Here is a 20332-nt window from a genome sequence, read left to right on the forward strand (position 1 = left end):
AAACTCCCCGGCTGGCCGCCGGGGAGTGCATAACGATTAGAAATCGTAACGCAGACGCACCAGGTTCATATCACCCAGGTTGTCGGTGCTGGAAGTAAACACGTGTTCGTAGTCAACACGGAAGCCGTAATCCAGCTTGAAGGTCACACCCAGGCCGTTATCGATACGCTGGTAATCACGCCCCGACACGTACTGCAGGCGGTCGCCCATAAAGTACGGCATCACCGACTTCAGACCGTATTGACCCACCGGCACGGTATAACCGGCCAGATACTCCACGCCCCATGCATCACCGGCGAAGTAGTTGTGAACATCGGCTTTTTTGGTGGTCAGGAAGTTGTCGTACCAGCCGCCGCCCACGGTGAAGGTCCAGTTATCCGGCGTCCAGCTCAGCGCGGTACCGAAAATATTCTGGTCGTAAGATTTGTCATCGCCGTTGTTGCGGTTACGCATATCTGCGCGGGTGTAGTTCCACGCGGTGCCCCAGGTCAGATCCTTCGCGATGTGGTAATCCACGCCCAGCGATCCGCCGCCCTGACGCTTGTAGCCGAGGCTATTGCCATTGACCAGGTAGTCATTGTCGGCAAACAGGTAGGAGGCATACACATCGGCGTCGCCGAAGGTATTTTTGTACTTCAGCATCTTGCGTGAACGATAAGAGCCGTCGTAGTCGCCGTTAATCCCGTTACCCGGTGCCTGGGCCAGCATGTCGTAGTCCCAGATATCGGTTTTCGCGCCGACCACATCGTAATAAACGCTGTTCTGCTGGCCGAAGGTCAGCGTACCCCAGGTTTTGCTTTTCAGGCCGGTGTAAAGCATACGGCGGGTGGTGTTGTGCGCGCCCGGGGCGTAGTGGTTATCCCAGTCGAACACCGCCGGGATATTGACGCCCAGTTCGTAGTAGCTGATCCAGCTGATATCATCAAACAGATAATAATCAGCGGCAAAGCGGAAACGCGAACCGCCGTCAAAACCATTACGACGGTAGGCGTTGCTGCCATCGTTGCCGGTCAGGTTGTTGAACTGTGGACGAATACTGCCGCCCACGGTGAAGTTCAGACGGCTCAGCGGGTCGCCCGCCTGGGGATCTTGTTTAAGCAGGGTAATCTCAGCATTAGCAGCAAAAGAAGCGCTGCCAACAATCAGCCCCAGACCAATGGCCTGAGTTAAAATACGCATTTTAGTTAACATTATGTAGCCCTGTGTAATATTGCCAAATATAACGGCGAGATATTAGCCCGAAATATGTGACATTTAGTTCATCTGCATGACGATTTTGTGCGGTTTTGCGCACGAAGAGATTAAGCAAATATTTCATTATGTTTTTTTATTCACACAAATTATCAAATTGTGCGGTATTTATTGACCGTGCCTAAACAAAAGCCAAATAGTTTTCAGAAGTCATAGCGCAGGCGAAACAAATTTAAATCACCAATGTGGTCATTGCTGGAGCGAAACACATGCTGATAGTCAAAACGGAACCCTTTGTATAAAAAGAACTCCACGCCCAGACCATTCTCACGCTGGTAGCGCTCACGATGCTGCCCGGCGCGCAGCTGGGCACCAAAGTAGATCGGCATGATGCTTTTCAGCCCGTAGCGATTTACCGCAAAGTCCCGCCCGATGAAATAGCTCAGCCCCCAGGCGCGGGTGGCAAAGTAGCGCCGCAGCGGTCGGCCGGCCAGAGGGGTAAAGTTACGGAACCAGCCGCCGGTCGCCGCCACCGTCCAGTGCCCTGGCTTCCAGGAGAACCCGGTACCCAGGATCTGCTGATCAAAGCGCTTGCGCTGCTGCTGTGCATCACTCATGGAAGCGCGGGTGCGGTTCCACGCCAGCCCCCACGACAGCCGGGGTGTTAAATGGTCGTCAATTCCCAGTGACTGACCATCATGCCGCTTGTACCTTGCGCCTCGGCTGTAGTACGGATTGACCGGGAAAAGATAGCTGGCGTAGAGATCGACGGGGCCGAAATGTTGCAGGTAGTTGAGCGATCGGCGGGCGTGCCAGGAACCATCGGCATTTGCCTCCATCCCGTTCTCCACCGGCTCGGTGTGCATATCGTTGCCCCAGATATCGGTTTTAGCGGTCACCACCTGGTAATAGATACTGTCGCGGTGGCCCCAGGTGAGTTCGCCCCAGCGCTGACTGCGTACCCCGGCAAACAGCTGTCGATTACTGGTGTTGCGCGCCCCTTCAGCATAGTGGCCGTGCCAGCCGATCAGCTCAGCGCTATTCACCCCTGTTTCCGCGTAGCCCACCAGGCTGAAGTCGTTATCCAGCTGATAGCGCAGATGGAAACGCAGGCGCGAGCCGCCATCAAACAGGTTGCGCTGATAAGAACCGCGATCTTTACCGCCCATCACATCATAGATACTCATACGGATATCGCCGCCGACGCGTAAATTGAAGCGGCTTAGCAAGCTGCCCCCCTGCGGATCGGCCCTGAGCAGGGTGATCTCAGCCCGGCATGAGGTGGAAAAAAGTAGCAGCAGCAGCGCGGAACGACACAGGTGAAGCGTGCAAGCGAGTTTCATCATTACCCTCCCTGAGTAGACCACTCCCCCGGCGGGGAGCAGTTTTCACGAAATGCGCAATCATAAAAACGCCTGATTCTTAGCCGGGTTTTATCCCTAAATGTGAACACCCCCGTTTCTGCATAGCGAGATTGCAAAAATTTGGCGCAATTAACATTTTTGCAACATCGTTACGGCTTTTTGTGGTTTTTAAATGAAAAAGATGCTGACTCGCCATTTATGTGAGCTAAATCCTAATTTTGAGATTATTCCCTCCTGCACTCACTCATTAATTATGTTTAAGATACTTCGCGCCAAATGCGGGCTATTCGACTGTCTGGTCATGGCTGAATGAGGGTGGCTTCGCCTGTAGCAATGAAAAGCAGTGTCAAATAGCCTTATCGCCCGCAAACAGCAGATTGAAAAAAGTCATCATTGCGTCACGCAAAGTTAAACGAAAGGTAAACGGCGGGGTTGCAGGCGTGGGCACTATCACATTTTCCTGTCCCCCCGGTTGGTTGCCAGAGATAATTCGCTGCGTTAAATTAATCCGTTGAACTTAATATTTTCTTTTCGCAGGCACCTGACAGGGATTGCGTCACATACAGGGTAAAATTGATCCGATGGTTTCAGAATGGTTATCACTCCTATTTTTTATCGCTTCTGTATCACTTTACACATGGAAGGCAGGACGCCATAAGCTTTGGTTCTCGGCGGTGCTGGTACTGCTGGGCGTCTACATTGTGCTGAATGCTTCCCTGCTGGCGAGTAATTATTTCACCGGTGAAGGCATTAACGATGCGGTTATTTATACCATCACCAGCAGCCTGAGCGGCGCCGGGGTGCAGAAGTATATTCTGCCAGCAGTGGGGCTGATAATAACGTTATTACTGCTATTCCTGTTATTATCCTGGGTATTACAACTGCGTAAAAACCATAATTACAGCAAATTATATAGCCTGCTGGCATTGGTGCTTGCCGTACTCTCGATCAAAACCACCCCGGCTTATCAGCAGGTCACCAATTTAATTAAGTCACAAATGACCAAAGGCGACTCGGATTTTTACAGTCATTATCAGGTGCCGGGAAAAAGCTTACGCGGCGATCGCCCTAATCTGGTGTATATCTACGCCGAAAGCCTGGAACGCACCTATTTTGATGAGCATGCGTTTCCAAAACTGGCACCTGAACTGAACGAAATTAAAAATAACTCGCTGGACTTCAGCAATACTGAACAGCTGCCCGGCACTGAATACACCATTGCCGGTATGGTGGCCTCACAGTGCGGCATCCCGCTGTTTGCGCCGTTTGACGGCAACGCTTCCAGCTCGCTGTCGACCTTCTACCCGCAGAATGTCTGCCTTGGCGATATCCTGAAATCTTCCGGTTATCAGAACTATTTCTATCAGGGTGCCAGCCTGAGCTTCGCGGGCAAGGATCTGTTCCTCTCCTCGCACGGCTTTGACCATATGTACGGTTTTAAAGAGCTGGCTGGCGTGGTGAAAGACCCGAAATACCGCAACGACTGGGGCTGGTATGACGATACCGTGCTGGAGGTGGTGTTTGACAAATATCTGGAGCTGGCGCAGAAAAACCAGCCGTTCTCGCTGTTTGCCCTGACCGTGGATACCCATCATCCGGATGGCTTTATCTCCCGCAGCTGCCAGCGCAAGTCTTATCCGTTTGACGGCAAAGAGGATAAATCCTTCGCGGCGGTTGCCTGCGGCCAGGAGCATATTGCCAGACTGATTGAAAAAATCCGCGCCACGCCGTATTTCAAAAACACCATTATCGTGGTCAGCTCCGACCATCTGGCGATGAACAACACCGCCTACAAATATCTTAACCAGCACGATCGCCGCGATCTGTTCTTTATGCTGCGCGGCGATGACGTCAGCAGCAAAGTGATTTCGCTGAAGCGAAACACGCTGGACAACGGCGCCACGGTGCTGGATGCGATGGGCGGCGATAACTTTATCGGCCTGGGGCGCAGCAGCCTCTCCTCCACCTCCCTTTCCGCCACCTATCTCAATATCAAAGAGAAGATCAACGAGTGGAAGCCGGACGTGATTTCGCTGTGGAACTTCCCGAAAGCGATCTCCGACTACAAAATTGATAGCGAGAAAAATACCTTCAGCTTCTCTGGCGCCCACTTCAAGCTGCCGCTGTTACTGTCAGTGATGCCAAATAAGATTGAACCGAAGCTGGATGCTTACCTGGCGACCCCGCTGAAGCAGCAGCTGGCAAGATTCGCCCCCGACGAGAAGTTTGTCTGGATCGATCGCTGCTACAAAATAGGCAGCGTATGGGATGACAAGCTGATAATGAACAACGGCCTGTGCGTGGCAAACGGTACGCTGAATGCGCACCCGACCATTATTCAGGTTAAACCGGGCAACACGCTGGGGAAAATCACCTTTAGCAAAGGTGAGCAGAGTGACGATCGCTATCAGCGCAGCCTGACGCGCCTGAAGATAGCCGACGCCGACCTGAAATACGCCTCGGACAGCATTCAGTTCAATCTGCCTGGCCTGCCGCAGCAGGTGCAGAAAGTGTCCGGCCTCTCTTATGCTGAAAACTGGGGGCGCTGGTCGGATGCCAACCTGCTGCCGGATGTCACCATCCAGTATCTGGAGCCTCTGCCAGCTAAATTTGCGCTGACGATGAGCGCCCGCGCCTTTGGCAATAACAGCCTGCGCCCGGTGCAGGTCAGAGTCGGTGACTGGCAGCAGCAGGTGACCTTCGGCGCGCAGGACACCACGATGACGCTGCAGGTGGATAACCCGTCACGGGCGCGCAGCATCGTCATCACGCCGCCGGAGCCGATTGAAACCAGTGAAGGTACGGTAGATGGTTTTGCGGCACGTAAGCTGGGGATAGGGCTGGTCAGCCTGAAGGTTACGGCTCAACCCTGAGATTGAGGTGGCCCCGGCATGCGCGGGGCCACCCTGACTTTATAGTGCCAGCTCAACCTGGTAGTTTTCCATCCACCGATTCAGGCCTACCACCATCTCCAGCCCGACGCGAATATCCATTGAGCTGCTGCTTCCCATCGGCAGCGCTAACTTATCATTGACCTGTTTATCATCCAGCAATGCCCGCACGGGCGCATCCTTATCCGCCATAATCGCGGACGTCAGCTCGCGCAGTGCCTGCTCGTAAGCCGGGTCCTGCGTGGAGGGATAAGGGCTTTTCACCCGTTTAACGATCGACTCGGGCAGCAGATCCTGACCCGCGGCACGCAGGATACTCTTCTCGCGACCGTCAAAACACTTCATCTCCCACGGAATATTGAACACATACTCCACCAGCCGGTGGTCGCAGAAAGGCACCCTGACCTCCAGCCCCACCGCCATACTCATGCGGTCTTTACGATCGAGCAGGCTGCGCACAAAGCGCGTCAGGCTCATATAGCTGATTTGTCGCATACGCTGATTGGTCGGGCTTTCACCGGGCAGCCGTGGCGTCTCGCGCTGTGCCTGGGTGAAGCTGTCATGCAGGAACTCATCAATATGCAGCCGCTGCAATAAACTGGCGTCCAGCAGCGTTGTGCCATCAAAGTACTTACCGGAACCCTGTGCCAGCCACGGGAAAATCTGGCCCTGCACCGCCTCGGCATCATGGAACCAGCGGTAGCCACCAAACACCTCATCCGCTGACTCCCCGGACAGCGCGACGGTGGAGTGATGGCGGATCGCCTCGAACAGCAGGTAGAGTGACGGCCACATATCCCCCCAGACTACCGGCGGCAGATCCAGCGCGCGGATAATCTTGTCGCGCAGTTTGCAGTCGGCCATGCTGCGGCTATCAAGCACAATTTCACCGTGCTGTGAGCCGATCATCGCCACCAGATCGCGTACGAAGGGCGCATCGGGCGTGCCGCGCAGCTCGTCCTTAACGAAATCAATGCCGTGTGAACGAAAATCCACTGAGAACGAGCGAATATTCTCTTTCCCCTGTGACAGCAGCTTTTTTGAGGCCAGCGCGGTGATGACCGAGGAGTCCAGCCCGCCGGAGAGCAGGCTACACAGCGGAACATCGGCGACAATCTGCCGCCCGACGATATCATCCAGCAGCTCGCGCGTATGGGCAATTGTCTGCTCTAGCGTATCGGTATGCTCCAGCGCCTCAAGCTGCCAGTAGCGGTGATATTGTTTTCCGCGTCTGGAAAAGTGAATCATCTCACCCGGCAGCACTTCATATATTCCCTTAAATATCGCCTGCCCGGGCGTTTTTACCAGCTTCAGTAATTCACGCAGGCCGTCCGCATCCACTCTTGCCTTAACCAGCGGATTAGCCAGCAGGGCTTTGGGTTCTGAACCAAAAATAACCCCATCATCAGTAGGAAAATAATAGAGCGGCTTCACCCCCATGCGATCGCGTACCAGCAGCAGACTCTGGCGGCGAATATCCCAGATAGCAAAGGCAAATATGCCATTGAGCCGTTGGGCAAAATCATTGCCCCACTGCAGCCAGGCACGCAGCACCACCTCAGTATCGCTGCGGCTTAAAAAGCGCTGGCCTGCGGCTTCCAGCTCTGCGCGTAGCTCCTTGAAATTGTAGACTTCTCCGCTGTAGGTAATCACTGCCTCGAGGTTGCCGCGATTGCCGGCCATCATCGGCTGGCCACCGCCGGCCAGATCGATAACCGACAGCCGCCGGTGCCCTAACCCTACCGGCCCGTCAATCCATAGCCCGCCTGCATCAGGGCCGCGCAGCGCCATGGTATCGGTCATGTTTTGCAGTACATCGCGCTGCTGCTGCATTTGGCGACTAAATGACAACCATCCTGTTATTCCACACATGATAAGCTCCTTTTAATGGCACAATAATTTGCCTGTTAATATGTAGCGAAAAAAAATCAAATAGTCCTGCCGGAGCAACTTAATTAGTAAAAGCATGAAGTAAAAAGGCAACAAAACATTAAAAATATATCGAAGTATATTTAATGACAAAAATGGCTTATTCGATTTCAATTACAATTATGGACCTCTGGCGAATTAATTATTTTTTTGATAAAAAAATGAACAGGCATGACACTTTTTTTTACTCAGGAAAGGCTTGCAGTTAGAACCAGAAAATCTACTATGAAGCGGTCAATCATTCACTTACAGGGATGCACGCCCGTTGAAATCTTCGCTCTATGCTTTTCTGCTGCTTCCCGCCCTGGCTCTGCCACTGCTGAGCCAGGCGCGAACCACGCCGGACCCGCTGCTGGCTTCGCAGACCGTCGAACGCTACGCCGATAATATCTTCTACAACACCAAGGCCAGCGGTATGGCGATGGTGGCGATTGATGCCAACCAGCGGGTGTTCGTCAGCCGCGGCTCCGTGCGCCCCGGCAGCAGCCAGCGGCCACAAAAAGATTCGCTGATCCGCATCGCCTCGCTCAGCAAGCTGATGAGCAGCGAGCTGATGGTTAAACTGGCCGAAGAGGGGCGCTTACAGCTCAATGACCCGCTCAGCAAATACGCCCCGCCCGGCAGCCACGTCCCGAGCTACAACGGCCAGCCTATCCGCCTGATCAACCTGGCCACCCATACGGCCGCCCTGCCGCGTGAACAGCCCGGCGGCAAAGCAAACCGTGCGGTATTTACCTGGCCAACTTACAGCCAGCGCTGGGCCTGGCTGCGCAGCGCGCAGCTAAAATATGCGCCGGGCGAACGCGCCGCCTATTCGAACCTGGGCTTTGACCTGCTGGGCGATGCGCTGGCGCGCGCGGGCGGCAAGCCTTATCCCGCACTGCTGCAGGAGAAGATCACCCGGCCGCTGGGAATGAAAGACACCACTTTTACCCCTTCCCCGGACCAGTGCGCACGCCTGATGATCCCGGCGAAAAGCCCAAGCCCTTGCAACAACTCGCTGGCGGCGATTGGCAGCGGGGGCGTATACTCGACCCCTGACGATATGGGCCGCTGGATGCAGCAGTTCCTCTCCTCCGACGTTCACACCCGCAGCCCGCAGGCTGACCGACTGCAGACCATGATCTACCAGCGCGCGCAGTTGACCAAAGTCGACGGCATGGACGTGCCGGGCCGCGCCGACGCGCTCGGCATGGGCTGGGTCTACATGGGTCCGCGTGACGGCCGACCGGGCATTATTGAAAAAACCGGCGGCGGCGGCGGTTTCATCACCTATATGGCGATGGTGCCGCAGTACAGCGTGGGCGTCTTTATCGTGGTAGCCCGTTCAGCAGAGACCCGCTTTACGCCAATGAGCGACGGGGTCAACAACCTGCTGACCGAGCTGATAGGTAACAGTTCTGGCAGCGCACAGCTTGCCGCCAGCATTATGGCGCAGTGATATCCTCATCCTCTGCGCGATCCGTTGCCACCGACCGTTGGCGACGGATCAGATTTTCTCTTGGCAGCAGGCGCCCCCGCCTGTCGTAGTACCGCGTTGGCCAGATGTCCGCCGGATGCTTGCCTAACGCACCCGCAATAATAAACTCCCCCTTCGGCCAGGGCCGTTTCAACGCATTGCCCAGCGTTCCCGAACTCAGCCCAACCTGTCGCGACAGCTGCGCCAGGGAGATCCCCTTTTTCTTAAATGCCGCAATGATATCGGCCGGATGCATATCTTTTCTTTTCATCGCTCCCTCTGCTGCTGGCTAAACTCCTGAGCCTGTAAAATTAACACTAAGTATAACTTAGTACAATTTGCATAAGCAGCTAAGAGAATCCTGTTACTTGTTAACGCATCAGGATCGCCATGCTGTCACACCGTTTAAAAGAAGCTCGCCTGCGTAAAGGGATCTCTCAGCAAAAACTCGGGGTATTGGCCGGGATTGATGAAGCGACCTCCAGCGCGCGTATGAACCAGTACGAACGCGGCATTCATGTGCCGGACTTCGAGCTGGTGTGCCGCCTTGCGTCGATATTGAACGTGCCTTCCTGCTATTTCTACACCGTTGAAGATGAGCTGGCCGAGCTGGTGCGCCAGTGGTATTTACAACAGCACCCAGAGTAACGCCTGCGCTCTGCCTGCCGCGATAACCCCTCTTACTCCTCCTGCTTATATCATGTGCTTTTTTAGCCTGGACTGCGCCGTTGACTCAGCGGTGGATTCACGGATAGTGGTTAGCTTTCTACCTCTTTGTATTTAAGGACAAATAACGTGAAACTGCCTGTACTCACCGCCGCGGCACTGATGCTGGGCATGCTGCTGAGCGGCTGCGATCAAAAAAGCGCCGACGCGCACCATATTAAGGTCGGCGTGATTAACGGTGCCGAGCAGGACGTGGCCGAAGTGGCAAAAAAAGTGGCGAAGGAGAAGTACGGGCTGGATGTGGAACTGGTTGGCTTCAGCGGCTCGCTGCTGCCTAACGACCCGACCGCGCATGGCGACCTCGATGCCAACGTCTTCCAGCACCGTCCGTTCCTCGAGCAGGACAACAAAGCCAAAGGCACCACGCTGGTCGCGGTCGGTAACACCTTCGTCTTCCCGATGGCGGGCTACTCGAAAAAGATTAAGCAGGTCAGCGAATTAAAACAGGGCGACACCATCGCCATCCCTAACGACCCGACCAACCTGGGCCGCGCCCTGCTGCTGCTGCAAAAAGAGCAGCTGATTACCCTGAAGGCGGGCACCGGCCTGCTGCCGACCAGCGCCGATATCACCCGCAACCCGCTGCAGCTGAAGATTATGGAGATTGAGGGCGCGCAGCTGCCGCGCGTACTGGATGATGCCCAGGTCGCCGTGGCGATTATCAGCACCACCTACCTGCAGCAGACCGGGCTGAATCCGGTGCGCGACAACGTGTTTATCGAAGATAAGCAGTCGCCTTACGTCAATATTATCGTGGCGCGGGAAGACAACAAGGATGCGCAGAACGTGCAGGATTTTGTGAAGTCGTATGAGTCGCCAGAAGTGGCAAAAGCGGCGGAAGGGATCTTTAACGGCGGCGCGGTGCCGGGCTGGTAACAGTAGAAAAGGCTGGAGAATGCGCGGGCATTTTCCAGCCTGAGTTTTTTAGTGCAGAACCTTCGGGCTGAACAGGCTGAGTGCCGCCGGGCGGATCGCCTCGATACTTTGCTCATGCTCTTCCGGGGTCATGCTTTCCAGCTTGTCGAAGTTCTCTTCGCTGCCGTGCAGGGCGATAGCCGCCAGCGCGGGCTTCAGCGCTTCCGACAGGGTTGGCCAGTTGTTGCCCAGCGCCACGCCCTTCATATAGCCGTAGCACCACTCCTCAACCACCACAAACTCGGTGCCTTCCATCTCGTTGAGGCCAAACAGCGGTTCGAACTGCTCCGGGTACTCGCTCAGGCGGTCAGCAATATCATTCATATGCTGCGCGATCAGCTCCATAAACTGCTCGAACTCCTCTTCCGATTCCCACTCCGGGTCGTTCTCTTCGCCGCCCCAGATCGCCGGCAGCCACACCTGCGGCTCCACCAGCGTTGGGCCGGAGAGGATAGCGGTGAACATACCGTCGAGTTCAGAGGCATCCAGCACCGAATCGTCATTACCGTACTTGGTTAAGATTTCGTCCAGGAACTCGAGTTCCTCTTCGGTTAAGGGTCCTTGTTGCATGCTGTACCTCCACGGCGTGTTAAATTGCGTCTGCGAGTATTCTGGGTGCCGCGCACCAAAAAAGCTACCACAGCCTGTAGTTTAGTTTTACTCGTCGAGTAATACGTGATGACATTTCACAGATTAATCAGCGAGAAGCTAGCGGACAATTTTCACCACAGGAGTTAACCACCATGGGGTTCAGGCAGCGAGCGGCAATGATTTTTAAAGGGATAGCGGGTGCCATCAGGAAAGAGCCGTCACTGAGCGCACTGTGCCTTTTTGGCCTGCTGAATATCTGGTTAGTCGGCGTGCAGCTGCCGGGCAAAGGCATCATCCTGCTGCTGAGCCTGGCGGTGCTGCTGCTGTTTCTGTTCTGGCGCGATGACTGGCGCTGGCTGGACCGGTTCCGGCGCGGCTGGCTCTGCTTCTCCCTGCACTCCCTTGAGGAGAATGCGCACACGCTGGCAACCTGGGCACTGCTGGCGTTCTTCCTCTCGATATTTACCGTGAACGGCGGCTGGATATGGCCGGGGCGCTATCTGCTGGTCGGCTTTGTCGCGCTGGGGATGCTGTCCGCCCTGCTGCTGCTGATCGCCTTAATGCGCAACGAGAACCAGACGTTAAAAAAGGCGGGATATATTCTAGGTGCCGCCGTACCGGTGATTTACGCTATTACCAGCAGCTACGCGGCCAGCGATTTTTATATGATGAGCGGCATTAAGCTAGATGACTCCCCGGTGCTGAATCTGTGGGTCAAGGCGCTCTACTTTTCAGTGTGGTTCTCGCTGCTTATTTACCCCGCCGCCAGTATCTCCTTTCTGGTAGTGATGAAAGGCAGCAGGCCGAGAATGATGCTGACCCTCACCACCTTCTTTTTTATTATCGTGCTGTCGATGCAGGGGCTGGTGCAGTGGTTCGGCAAGATCATGGTGGAAACGATGGATTATGCGATTAACCGCGAATGGCAGAGCAGCTATTACTGCGCCGGTGAAGCGTGGCGCAGCGACCACGAGCGCTATTTCGCCATCGACGATGAGAACTGGGCGCTCTACTACTCCGGCCGTGACGGCAGCTGGGGCTTTGAGCGCCTGCACTGCACGGCAGGCAGCGATGGGCAGCCCGATGCACAGCGCCGCCCCATGGAAGGCCCGCACCCCGTGCCGCAGTGGTTTAAAGATGTGCGCTGAGGGCTGACTGTATCCGTCACGTTGTAGGGGCCGATCCTCTATTTCGATCGGCCCTATATTACCGCCCTGCATGAATCCTGTAGGGGCCGATCCTCTTTTCCGATCGGCCCTGTATTACCGCCCTGCATGAACCCTGTAGGGGCCGATCCTTTTTTCCGATCGGCCCTGTATTACCGCCCTGCATGAACCCTGTAGGGGCCGATCCTCTTTTTCGATCGGCCCTATATTACCGCCTGCATAAATCCTGTAGGGGCCGATCCTTTTTTCCGATCGGCCCTATATTACCGACCGGCATGAATCCTGTAGGGGCCGATCCTTTTTTCCGATCGGCCCTATATTACCGTCCTGCATGAATCCTGTAGGGGCCGATCCTTTTTTCCGATCGGCCCTATATTACCGCCCTGCATGAACCCTGTAGGGGCCGATCCTCTTTTCCGATCGGCCCTATATTACCGCCCGGCATGAATCCTGTAGGGGCCGATCCTTTTTTCCGATCGGCCCTATATTACCGCCTGCATGAATCCTGTAGGGGCCGATCCTCTTTTTCGATCGGCCCTCACTATCAATGAAATTAATTTTTCACATTTATTTTCGGCGAGGGTTATTTCACGGTTTACATTTATTTTTTCGAGCCGCTTTGCATTTTCCAACACGGCTTTTATTTTTCGCTGTTTTCCTTTATCCCGCTGGATATAATTACAGGGTATTAAGTCGCGGCGTAAATGTGCTCGAACACAATTACGCCGCTAGCCACAACAACTAGCATGAGGTAGTTATTATGGATGAGCAGGATTGTAATGCAGAAATCATTGAACCAGAAGCCGCAGCGCCGGAATTACATCATTGCCGCGTGGGTTATGTGAGAAACCCTCCAAAATACTGGGATGTGCCCTTACTGCGCATCAGCGGTCAGTGGCTGGCTGATGCGGGCTTCCCACGGGGCACACCGGTGGAGATGCGCGTCGTGAACGGCTGCATAATGATCACCGTACGCGAGCAGTATGAATCACGCCTGCAAAAGGGGATCCGCATCGTGCGCAGGCTCCCGGAATCCAAGCAGCACCGGGTGGAGAAGTACGTGGCGCGACTGGCGGGAAGAAAGATTAAAGAGTAGCAGCAGTCAGCGATCCCGGCCTGATGGCCGGGATTTGGCAACTACCACAGTGATTTATTACCCCTGTTCTTGCCGTTCGCCTTACTGCGTGCGTCAGCTTTCACCTCTTCAGCCAGTGCTTCACTGGTCCACAGGCAGTCTGCTCCCTGCGGCCCGACATCCAGCAGCGCCAGACGAGTTTGCTCATAATCTTGCGGGTCAAGCAGACCATCGCCGGACTTATTTAAAGGGGGAACGCAGCTGGTACCCGTTCCCTGCTGAAAGGGATAGTTATGCTGATTTTTATCCAATATCGCCAGCACCGCTAGCGTATCTTCCGCGTTTGGCAGCAGCGCGTCGTACAGCGCCTTACCGAGCTGAATGGCATGCGGCCTGTCCATCACAGGAGCCAGTTGCGCAGCCAGAGCAATCCAGTCTGCTCTACCTGCGGAGATATTGGCGAGCGTTGTATTCCAGTCGGCGTCAGGAATTTTCTGGGAAAATTCAGCTGGCCAAAAATATTTGATATCGCGCTGAATATCATCTGGAGTGACCGCGGCAGCTGAGAATGCGGGGATTGCGATTAGCGTTAGCCACCATTTCACTGGGATAATCATTTAATCCACCATCCTGAATGGACCTGCCTGCCCAACCGTCCTGATAAGTTGCGCCAGACATTGTTTCGACGTAGCCGTATTGAGTTTATATAGAGCCTGCACCGCTTTGACAAAGTATTCGTTCTTTTGCGGAACCGTTTCAACATAAAGCGGCATTGAACACACAGACCGAACGCTGACAGGCGGCACGCTGTCATTAAGCACTTCCATTACTCCACCAACATTTTTTGGGATAGCCTGTGCAAGCGCGGTAGCAAGATCCTCAGCGAACCCGGCATCGGTAGCGGCGGCAATCAGTGGGATTATCTTTAACCATTCGGCATCCCCGCTGGATATCCCTGCAATAATATATTCCCAATCACTTTTCACCGCGGCGTGCGCATTCTCTCTGGCTAATGCCTGAAGGTAAGTCTTCGCGCCATTATGCTGGATATCGTCTAACACACTTGTCGGTGTTAGCGCAGCGAATGCCGCAATGGAATTGAACGAAATAGCGCTTAGTGTAAAGAGCATAAACTTATTCATCTCACATCCTGTGTTGATGGCTGGCCAATACATGCCCTGCATTAATGACCCGTTCGTTTTTATCACTCATCCTGAGATTTTGCGAGCCGTCCCGCATTTCTGGTTTACATCGCCGCCATTTTGCTATGTGATCACGTTACTCGTTTAGCCCACTTATCGGGCGCTAACCGTAGCGGGATCCATAACCTATGCGCTTCTATCAGGCCGACCCGACGCTGGCGAACTACTGGCGCGGAGTGATCCTGTTTGGCAAGAACGTTGCCTCCTATAAGTTCGCCCTCGCCCATGCGCTGTATGACCTGCAGCAGCATCAGGACGACCTGATCCCGCTGGAAACATTAGCCGCACCGTTTGCCCGCCACCTCTGCACGCACCTGCGCCATGCGCCTAAACAGATCACGGTGAGTCGAAGCCAGTTTCTCGATGCCTGCATGCAGTTCAACAACGAGGAGATCGGCGAAGCGCAGCTGATTGAGCAGACGGTACGCCGTGGCTTTGCCAACGTGATTGACGCTTTCCATAACGTGAACAGCGCCGAGATCGATAAACGCTTCTTTATCGACGAGCGCAAAACTGCCAAAGGGATTCGCCTGACCGATAACTTCTACCAGCTGACACAGACCGCGCAGTTTAACAACCTGGTGCAGGAGACGGATGCCCGCTGGCGACTGGTGGAACAGGCGTGGGCGATGGGCGTATCGCGCAACCTGATCGCGCTGGAATACGATCAACAGGAGCAGCTGCTGTTCAGCCGTCAGCAGCAGCGACGCATCAACATCACCAGCTGCCGCGACAGCCTGAACGGCTACCAGAAGGGGCGCTGCTTCTACTGCTATCGCGACATCAGCCTGCAGGCGGGCGATGACAACCTCGCCGACGTCGACCACTTTATTCCCTGGTCGCTGCACGCCACGCACGCCAACCTCAACGGCGTCTGGAACCTGGTGCTGGCCTGCCAGTCATGCAATCGCGGCCACGAAGGCAAGTTTGCCCGCATCCCGTCGCTGCCGCTGCTGGAGCGTTTACATCACCGTAATGAATACTTTATTAACAGCCACCTGCCGCTGCGAGAAACGCTGATCCAGCAAACCGGCAGCAGCAGCCAGCAGCGCCACAACTTTCTGCAGCAGCGCTGGCAGAGCGCGCTCAATGCGCTGCTGCACACCTGGCAGCCCGCCGCACAAGGGGACAGTATTTTCTGATGAACAGTGACTATTACCAGCTGCACGCACAGCGCTTTTTCAGCGAGACGGTGGATGTCGATATGTCCGAACTGTATCGCCCGTTCGTCGCCCACCTCAAGCCGGGCGCGCGGATACTCGACGCCGGCTGTGGCTCCGGGCGCGATGCCAAAGCGTTTCGCGAGATGGGCTATGACGTGGAAGCGTTCGATGCCTCCGCCGAACTGGTCGAACTGGCGCGCCAGCATACGGGATTACCGGTTAAGCAGATGCGCTTCGAGGACGTCACTGAAGTGGAGCGCTACGACGGCATCTGGTGCTGTGCTTCCCTGCTGCACGTGCCGCTGGCGGAACTGCCGGGGGTGATGACGCAGCTGGCAAAGGCGCTAAAGCCTGGCGGGGTCTGGTATCTGTCGTTTAAGTACGGCAGCGGGGAGAGGGAGAAGGATGGGCGGAGGTTTACGGATATGGATGATAGTGGAATTCGAATCCTGCTAAATTTATTGGATTGCATTCATTTGGTTCACAACTGGTTTACAAATGATCATCGGCCAGTATATAAACAAAGATGGTCAAACTTTATACTATCCAAGAAGGGGTTGGATTTTAGAAAGACCTAAAAATCATACTTGACACATCATTATTTACTCCGTTAATAGTTGCAGTTATGCTAAGGTTTAACAAACTAAATTCAACCATCGGATGGAAACCATGAACTTTAATGATCTACTGAATGATATAGAAAATCTTTTGGTTGGGGTTGAATTGGAATCAATAAATCCATCAACTCCATCGGTAGTTCTTATTGGTATTGATCGAGCCAGCGGTAAATACCTCCTAAAAACCAAAGAGAAAGAATTCGAAAGAAAAATAACCGAGCTTGAAATTATTTTTTATGACCTTAATAAAAAAGGGTTTTGCAATGTAGAACAAACATTGTATGGAAGTAGCAGTAGCCGAAACCATCCCGAAACCATCTTGGCAAACTTACCATATATTCAACATTTTAAATACGAAAGAAAAAAACACTTATTATTTAGAAAGAAAAGAACTCATACTGCAGGAACATTAAATGAAGTGTCTTCTGAAGAATTTCTTAAAATACGAGAAAAAATTGATTGCTTCCATAAGCTTTCAATATCATCCATTAAAAATGAACAAAATGAAATTATTTCATCTCTTAATAAAAATCTGAGTCCAATCATAAAGACTAGCTTGGGTAACTCAAAATATCAGTCCATTGAGTCTGCGCTAAATAAATTGGGCATATTGCAATTAACCCTTGAAAACTCCATAGTAAGTTTAGACTTCGATGAAGAAACAAAAAATATTAACAATACATTAATGAATGAAAAAAAGTTTAACTCCATTGAAGCAGAAATAGAATCTCCAAGTTATACTGGAGTCGATGATGGAAACATCGAAGAGTCACCATTTCCTCCTAAAGAAAAAGCAGTCTCATTAATTGAAAGAAGTATGAGAATTAGACAATTAACACCTGTCCTCTCACTTATTTATGATCGGGTTCATTTCAAAGAAATTGAACTCCAACCTGACTTTCAACGTAAAGATAGAATTTGGAAAACAGATAAAAAATCAAAACTCATTGAATCTATTTTAATGGGATTACCTTTGCCTGTTTTCTATTTTGCAGAAAAGCCAAATAAAGATTGGATAGTTGTAGATGGCTTACAACGTGTTACAACAATTTATGACTTTATGGCAGGAAAGTTCTCATTGAAAGGTTTGGAGGTTTTAGGAGAACAATATGATAATAAATACTTTAATGATTTATCTAGAGTTGAGCAGCGCGATATAAAAGAGTATTCTATAACAGCTCACTTGCTTGATACATCAACTGATAAAAACAATATGATTGTTGAATTATTCCATAGAATAAATACCTATGGAGTAAAATTGAGTGATCAAGAAATAAGGTCCGCATTAAACCAAGGTACTAGTGTTACTTTTTTACGCTATTTGTCATCTATGGATGTGTTCAAGAAATCTACCCATGGAAAAGTCAAACCTGATAGACAAAAAGACATGGAGCTATGCCTTTCAGCAATATCATTCATGATTAATGGATATGAAAACTTCGGACAAAAATCGTACGATAGCTTTCTTTCCCAAGGAATGAGTTGTTTAAATGACCATCAACTTACCTTAGATAACCTCGAAGAAATTGATATTGGTAATTCTAATATCAAAGAAAATGCTAGTGATGAAATATTCTTAATTCTTTCAAGAAAATTTGAACGAGCATTAACGCTCTCTCACAAAATATTTGGCGACATTTGCTTCATTAAAGAAACCAAATCTAAGAAGACAGCTCCTGTCAGTAAACAACTTTTTGAATTACTCATTACTTATTTTTCAGAATTAACTACAGAACAAGAAATTACATTATTAGAAAAAAGAAATAAATTTATAGATGAATTATATTTGGCAATTGAAAAAAATGATGCAACTTACGCAAAATGGGATTCAGAGTTATATAGCCAACAAAACAGAGGTTTTATGTATTCTATTTCAACTTCAACCGGAAAAAAAGTTACTGTTAAGTATAGGTTTGAAGCATTCAGAGAGATATTAAAAAGAAGTACTGGTATAAACGTTCAACTATCGGCGATCGGTGAAACTAAATGAATAAAATAAACTCCATCAACCTGATCAACTTTAAAGCATATAAGAACCAAACCTTTGACTTTGAAGGACTTACTGTATTTTGCGGAAGCAACTCGGTTGGAAAAAGCACGGCAATTCAGGCTCTTGGGATATTACTACAATCTAACTGTGGAAGAAATGTCAATATTAATGGCGAACTTGTGAATGTAGGCGACATTGATGATATACACAATTTCTTCAATCGAAGCGAAGAAACATTAAAAATAACCTTAAACACTGATAAGTTCACAGCATCTTGGGGGTATGAAAACATAGATCAAAAGGAATACCTTGCTCGGAAAAACATGCTTCCTCGAATTAATCATACTAATAATAATGAAAAAATTAGTGATGAAAGTAATGAAGCTGGCTCAAATATAATTTATCAGTATCTTCACGCAGAACGATTTGGGCCGAGAAATAACTTACCAATGGCTGAACATAATCATAATTATGATTGGTTGGGTACGAAAGGTGAATTTACTATTGAAGTACTTGAAAGTTTAATATCAGAAAAAAGACTTGAATTAGAAAATGAAGATATCAGGAAGCATCCTTCTACTGGGAAAAGTCATAGTGTATATTCTAACATCGAGGCATGGATGGAAGAAATTACGCCAGGCTATAAAATGAATCCCAAGAAAATCAAAGAGGCAAGGCTTTCTTACAACACAGTATTACCACCCCATGGCTATGAGACTAAACCTATAAATGTTGGTTTTGGGTACAGCTACGCATTAAGTGTAGTAACAGCATTATTAATTTCGAAACGAGGAGATGTTGTTATCATTGAAAATCCTGAGGCACACTTGCACCCAAAAGGGCAAAGTTATTTAGGAAGACTAATCGCACTATCATCAATGTCCGGACTACAAATAATCATTGAGACTCATAGCGAACATATAATTAATGGCATCAGATTAATGATCAGATCTGGAAGTGTTATAGCTAACAATGTCATTTTTTATAATATCTATAATAATAATTTAGAATCGAAAGTAGTGAAGATAAAATTGAATCAGCAAGCACAATTTTCATCTTGGCCAGAAAACTTTTTTGACCAGCAAGCAATAGATATGGACATGTTAATTTCTGGAGGGGTAATATGATTTTAAATGTCTTTTACTCCCATTTTAGTTTAAGGAAATCACATGCCTGCTCATATAGAGAGCTTGAATCTTTTTTTAAAGAACTTAGTGATTTTCAAAAGCTTTTTCCTTACAAAGATATTGAGCACAGTATTGCAACAGACTTTCTAAAGTATAGATACTATGGGACATCAATTGAACAACAAATTGAAAATTTCTGTTTTCAGGACAAGCAAGTTATGGCAGCTTTTAAAAGCAGATTTTTTCAAGAATGGTTTCCGCAAGCACTATTTAACAAGACTACTAATGAGCTTTTAGAGAGTTCAAAAGATGATATTGATACTCTAGTCGATAAATGTTACATCGGATACATTCCACATTTAGAACATATCGAAAAAGCAAACAACGTTCATACTAAGGAAGACATTGATAATAGGTTTGATTTTTTGCTTTCAAAATATCCAATGGACAGTAACTCTTGGTATTTAAGAGCCAAATCTCGTTTTGAAAATTTAATATTCCATGATAAATGTATAAACACTATAGATAACTGTGAGGAAAATATTTGCGATTTTTCCAAGTCATTAACCAAGTGTTTAATTGCATTAAATAAATGTAGCCCCACTCAACACAGGAATGTATCAACGAACCTAAAAGAAATAGGAGCTATTGCTGGATTCAAGTGTACGGAAGAAGGTAAATCCGACCCAAAATTCAAATACTCATTTTCTTATAGTAGTGATAATTCTTCTTCACAGATCAACTGTGTCTATCATCTTAAACCATCGAAACACAACAACAGTGGCGACTCAAAACATTATCATTTAAGAATATATTTTGGCTTTTATGCTATAAAGGAAAATAGCTATAACATTGCAGTTGCAAGTATTGGTCCACATTTGTGAGACTTCAAAATGGAATCTGAGAAAATCAAATCAGATTCCAGT

At 50.3% G+C, this 20332-nt stretch carries 18 protein-coding genes; 11 read left to right on the top strand and 7 right to left on the bottom strand.

Going from position 1 to position 20332, the window contains the following annotated elements:
• Positions 1 to 36: 36 nt before the first annotated feature.
• Both J2Y91_RS04845 and J2Y91_RS04850 read right to left on the bottom strand, forming a co-directional pair.
• Positions 37 to 1191, bottom strand: a complete 1155-nt coding sequence (locus J2Y91_RS04845; protein ID WP_253537450.1) for a porin — start codon at positions 1189 to 1191, stop codon at positions 37 to 39.
• A gap of 203 nt (positions 1192 to 1394) precedes the next feature.
• Positions 1395 to 2537 carry a porin gene (locus tag J2Y91_RS04850; protein WP_253537453.1) on the bottom strand — a complete coding sequence of 381 codons (1143 nt, stop codon included), beginning with the start codon at positions 2535 to 2537 and terminating at the stop codon, positions 1395 to 1397.
• 599 nt (positions 2538 to 3136) lie between these two features.
• Between J2Y91_RS04850 and opgB the strand changes: the two genes are divergently transcribed.
• Positions 3137 to 5428 carry a phosphatidylglycerol--membrane-oligosaccharide glycerophosphotransferase gene (gene opgB / locus J2Y91_RS04855; protein ID WP_253537456.1) on the top strand — a complete coding sequence of 764 codons (2292 nt, stop codon included), beginning with the start codon at positions 3137 to 3139 and terminating at the stop codon, positions 5426 to 5428.
• A gap of 39 nt (positions 5429 to 5467) precedes the next feature.
• On the opposite strand, the gene asnB is transcribed toward opgB, so the two are convergent.
• Complete coding sequence (gene asnB / locus J2Y91_RS04860) at positions 5468 to 7318, bottom strand: asparagine synthase (glutamine-hydrolyzing) (protein ID WP_253537459.1); 1851 nt, start codon at positions 7316 to 7318, stop codon at positions 5468 to 5470.
• A gap of 322 nt (positions 7319 to 7640) precedes the next feature.
• Here asnB and ampH point away from each other — a divergent pair, with 322 nt between their 5' ends.
• Positions 7641 to 8816 (top strand): D-alanyl-D-alanine-carboxypeptidase/endopeptidase AmpH, encoded by a 1176-nt coding sequence (gene ampH, locus J2Y91_RS04865; protein WP_253537462.1) that lies wholly within the window; start codon positions 7641 to 7643, stop codon positions 8814 to 8816.
• On the opposite strand, the gene J2Y91_RS04870 is transcribed toward ampH, so the two are convergent.
• A complete protein-coding gene (locus tag J2Y91_RS04870) occupies positions 8803 to 9105 on the bottom strand; it encodes a helix-turn-helix domain-containing protein (RefSeq protein ID WP_099754702.1) in 303 nt (100 codons plus the stop codon). The two genes, ampH and J2Y91_RS04870, sit on opposite strands and share 14 nt — an antisense overlap.
• A 119-nt stretch (positions 9106 to 9224) precedes the next feature.
• Here J2Y91_RS04870 and J2Y91_RS04875 point away from each other — a divergent pair, with 119 nt between their 5' ends.
• Together J2Y91_RS04875 and nlpA are read left to right on the top strand one after the other, a co-directional pair.
• Complete coding sequence (locus J2Y91_RS04875) at positions 9225 to 9482, top strand: helix-turn-helix transcriptional regulator (RefSeq protein WP_048914552.1); 258 nt, start codon at positions 9225 to 9227, stop codon at positions 9480 to 9482.
• A 147-nt stretch (positions 9483 to 9629) separates the two neighbouring features.
• The gene (gene nlpA / locus J2Y91_RS04880; RefSeq protein WP_253537465.1) at positions 9630 to 10436 is read left to right on the top strand and encodes a lipoprotein NlpA; all 807 of its coding nucleotides are present in this window, start codon (positions 9630 to 9632) and stop codon (positions 10434 to 10436) included.
• Between the two features lie 48 nt (positions 10437 to 10484).
• Here the strand turns inward: nlpA and J2Y91_RS04885 are convergent, their stop codons facing one another.
• Positions 10485 to 11045 carry a UPF0149 family protein gene (locus tag J2Y91_RS04885; RefSeq protein ID WP_099754704.1) on the bottom strand — a complete coding sequence of 187 codons (561 nt, stop codon included), beginning with the start codon at positions 11043 to 11045 and terminating at the stop codon, positions 10485 to 10487.
• Positions 11046 to 11218: 173 nt separating this feature from the next.
• Here J2Y91_RS04885 and J2Y91_RS04890 point away from each other — a divergent pair, with 173 nt between their 5' ends.
• Positions 11219 to 12214 carry a hypothetical protein gene (locus J2Y91_RS04890; RefSeq protein ID WP_253537468.1) on the top strand — a complete coding sequence of 332 codons (996 nt, stop codon included), beginning with the start codon at positions 11219 to 11221 and terminating at the stop codon, positions 12212 to 12214.
• 778 nt (positions 12215 to 12992) lie between these two features.
• Positions 12993 to 13328 (top strand): SymE family type I addiction module toxin, encoded by a 336-nt coding sequence (locus J2Y91_RS04895; protein WP_253537486.1) that lies wholly within the window; start codon positions 12993 to 12995, stop codon positions 13326 to 13328.
• 41 nt (positions 13329 to 13369) lie between these two features.
• On the opposite strand, the gene J2Y91_RS04900 is transcribed toward J2Y91_RS04895, so the two are convergent.
• Both J2Y91_RS04900 and J2Y91_RS04905 read right to left on the bottom strand, forming a co-directional pair.
• Complete coding sequence (locus J2Y91_RS04900) at positions 13370 to 13924, bottom strand: hypothetical protein (protein ID WP_253537490.1); 555 nt, start codon at positions 13922 to 13924, stop codon at positions 13370 to 13372.
• Positions 13925 to 14449, bottom strand: coding sequence for a hypothetical protein (locus tag J2Y91_RS04905; protein ID WP_253537493.1), 525 nt, complete (start codon positions 14447 to 14449; stop codon positions 13925 to 13927).
• Positions 14450 to 14637: 188 nt separating this feature from the next.
• On the opposite strand from J2Y91_RS04905, the gene J2Y91_RS04910 reads away from it, so the two are divergent.
• The 5 genes from J2Y91_RS04910 to J2Y91_RS04930 all read left to right on the top strand — a co-directional run bounded on the left by J2Y91_RS04910 (position 14638) and on the right by J2Y91_RS04930 (position 20290).
• Entirely contained in the window at positions 14638 to 15651 is a 1014-nt protein-coding gene (locus tag J2Y91_RS04910) for an HNH endonuclease domain-containing protein (RefSeq protein WP_253537496.1), read from the top strand.
• A complete protein-coding gene (locus J2Y91_RS04915) occupies positions 15651 to 16250 on the top strand; it encodes a class I SAM-dependent methyltransferase (protein WP_253537499.1) in 600 nt (199 codons plus the stop codon). Before J2Y91_RS04910 ends, J2Y91_RS04915 begins: the two co-directional genes overlap by 1 nt.
• Positions 16251 to 16341: 91 nt before the next feature.
• Complete coding sequence (locus tag J2Y91_RS04920) at positions 16342 to 18279, top strand: DUF262 domain-containing protein (RefSeq protein ID WP_253537502.1); 1938 nt, start codon at positions 16342 to 16344, stop codon at positions 18277 to 18279.
• Entirely contained in the window at positions 18276 to 19406 is a 1131-nt protein-coding gene (locus J2Y91_RS04925) for a DUF3696 domain-containing protein (RefSeq protein WP_253537504.1), read from the top strand. The genes J2Y91_RS04920 and J2Y91_RS04925 overlap by 4 nt, the downstream gene beginning before the upstream one ends.
• Positions 19403 to 20290, top strand: a complete 888-nt coding sequence (locus tag J2Y91_RS04930; protein WP_253537507.1) for a hypothetical protein — start codon at positions 19403 to 19405, stop codon at positions 20288 to 20290. The genes J2Y91_RS04925 and J2Y91_RS04930 overlap by 4 nt, the downstream gene beginning before the upstream one ends.
• Positions 20291 to 20332: the final 42 nt, after the last annotated feature.

This window comes from Erwinia aphidicola, assembly GCF_024169515.1.
Taxonomy (GTDB): Bacteria; Pseudomonadota; Gammaproteobacteria; order Enterobacterales; family Enterobacteriaceae; genus Erwinia; species Erwinia aphidicola.